This window comes from Brachyspira pilosicoli, from assembly GCF_008016535.1.
Lineage (GTDB): Bacteria > Spirochaetota > Brachyspiria > Brachyspirales > Brachyspiraceae > Brachyspira > Brachyspira pilosicoli_A.
The window spans coordinates 1-2733 of sequence record NZ_SAXY01000076.1 but is presented as its reverse complement, the minus strand read 5'-3'; the positions used below and the strand labels follow the sequence as shown (position 1 = coordinate 2733).

The 2733-nt window shown below is 33.7% G+C and carries 1 protein-coding gene; it reads left to right on the top strand.

Annotated elements, in window-relative coordinates; all coding sequences use genetic code 11:
* Positions 1-307 precede the first annotated feature (307 nt).
* Positions 308-2101 (top strand): phosphoenolpyruvate carboxykinase (GTP), encoded by a 1794-nt coding sequence (locus EPJ72_RS12460; protein ID WP_147732435.1) that lies wholly within the window; start codon positions 308-310, stop codon positions 2099-2101.
* Positions 2102-2733 lie beyond the last annotated feature (632 nt).

Here is a 2733-nt window from a genome sequence, read left to right as displayed (position 1 = left end):
TAGACAGGGATTTATACCATATTATAGAAGATTTGGTTTATCTGCAATATCCGGCGGGGTTTATTCTTACGAAGGATTATAAAAAATAATTAACAAATAAAAAGGGGGCTTTTCGGCTCTCTTTTTTATTTTAAATTTTATATTATTAAGGTATTTACTAAATATTAAAACAAGGGGCTTAAGCCCCTTGTTTCATTAGATTAACAAATTGGGTGTATTTAGTATGTAATTACCATTATTAAATTATTTACTAAAAATTGATTTTATTGTATAATAATTGCAGCAATTTTTTTAAGGAGTATAATTAATGAGGCTTGAAGATTTAAAACATGAAAAGCTTAAAGCTTGGATAAAAGAAATAGCTGATATGTGCAGACCTAAAGATATATATGTTTGCGATGGAAGTAAAGAAGAATATGATAGATGTATGCAAGGGCTTGTTGATTTAGGTTTAGCTCATCCATTAACAAAAAGACCGCATAGCCATTCTTTTAGAAGCGACCCTTCTGATGTGGCTCGTGTTGAGGACAGAACTTTTATTAGTTATCCTAACAAAGAAGATGCTGGTCCTACTAATCACTGGATGGCTCCGGACGAATTAAAAAGCACTATGAAAGGTTTATATAAAGGCTCAATGAAAAACAGAACTATGTATGTTATTCCTTTCTCTATGGGTCCTGTCGGTTCACCTATAGCTAAGATTGGTGTTGAGCTTACTGACAGTGCTTATGTTGTATGCAATATGCATATAATGACTAGAGTCGGTACTAAAGTATTAGATGTATTAGGTTCTAACGGTGAGTTTATACCTTGTCTGCACTCTGTAGGCGCTCCGCTTGCTGACGGTCAAAAAGACACTAAATGGCCTTGTGCCCCAATAGAGAAAAAATATATTTCTCATTTCCCCGATGAAAACTTAATATGGTCTTATGGTTCAGGTTACGGCGGAAATGCTTTACTTGGTAAAAAATGTTTCGCTCTTCGTATCGCTTCTGCTATGGCTAGAAGAGAAGGCTGGATGGCAGAGCATATGCTTATCTTACGCCTAACTAACCCTGAAGGCAAAAGATTCCACATTGCGGCAGCTTTCCCAAGTGCTTGCGGTAAAACTAACCTTGCTATGCTGCAGCCTACAATCCCTGGTTGGAAATGTGAGACTATAGGCGATGATATTGCTTGGATGAAAATTAATCCTAAAGACGGAAGACTTTATGCTATTAACCCAGAAGCTGGTTTCTTTGGTGTAGCTCCCGGTACTTCTTATGATTCTAACCCTATGGCTATGGATTCTATAAAAGAAAACACAATATTTACTAACTGTGTAGAAACAGATGACGGCGATGTATGGTGGGAAGGTATGGGACCTGCTCCTAAACATGGTAAAGATTGGAAAGGTAATGACTGGACTCCGGAAAGCGGCGAGAAAGGTGCTCACCCTAATGCAAGATTTACAGCTCCTGCTAGACAATGTCCTGTTATATGTAAAGACTGGGAAGACCCTAAAGGTGTACCTATAGATATATTTATCTTCGGCGGAAGAAGAGCTTCAGTTATGCCGTTAGTACATGAATCTTACAGCTGGGATCATGGTGTATTTATGGGTTCTACTGCTGCAAGTGAAACTACTGCTGCTAACATTGGTGCTGCTGGTCAATTAAGATTTGACCCATTTGCTATGCTTCCATTTGCCGGATACAATATGGGCGATTATATGAACCACTGGCTTGAAATGGGAGATAAATTAGGCGATAAAGCTCCTAAAATCTTCTATGTAAACTGGTTTAGAAAAGATGCTGACGGTAAATGGTTATGGCCTGGATTTGGTGATAACTCAAGAGTATTAAAATGGATGTGTGAAAGAGTTGAAGGTAAAATTGATGCTGTTGACACTCCTATAGGTAAAATGCCTAAAGACGGCGATTTAGACCTTAAAGGTTTAGATATTCCTGAAGCTGATTTCAAAGAGCTTATGAGAGTAGATGTTGAGGCTTGGAAAGATCAGGCTAATCAGATTGAAGCTCATTATGCTAAATTTGGTTCAAGACTTCCAGCTAGACTTAAAAAACAATTAGAAGAATTAAGAGCTAGATTAAGCAAATAATTTAGTTTTTCTTAAATAATATTTTAAGCCAATAGTTTAATTAAAATATTAAGCTATTGGCTTTTTTAGTATATACTAAGAATTTTTAAGTTTACCGAAATTTAGTTTTTATTATTTGCATGTCTTTTTCTTAACAAAATGCACACCATGCAATACCACACTTCTTTTGCGACCGTAAGCAGCAATTTAAGACAACAGAGAGAAGTGGATGTGAAGTGTGTGAAAGTTGATAATATTATATAAAAAATAATATAGAAAAATATATTATAATAAATTATTATCATAATAACTGTTGGTTTATAATATTATTATAAAAATATTTAATAAGAATTAACTTTGAAGAGTTCATGAATATGTACATAAAAGACAATAAGGTTTATTAGGTTTATATCATTGGTTTTAGATTTTACAAACTTGAAAATGTATTAAAAGCATTAAATAAAGTATCTAAATTGAACAGTATATAATATTATAATGAAATTGATTAATATCTAAAAACTTTATATTTGTCATGGAGCCATAGATATTGTACTTTTACTTGCTATAATATTTTTGATTCTTTCTTTGATTGTAATATAACCTAGCGAAGAAATCAATCTTTGATTGTTATAAAAATGTGTATATTCTTTTAA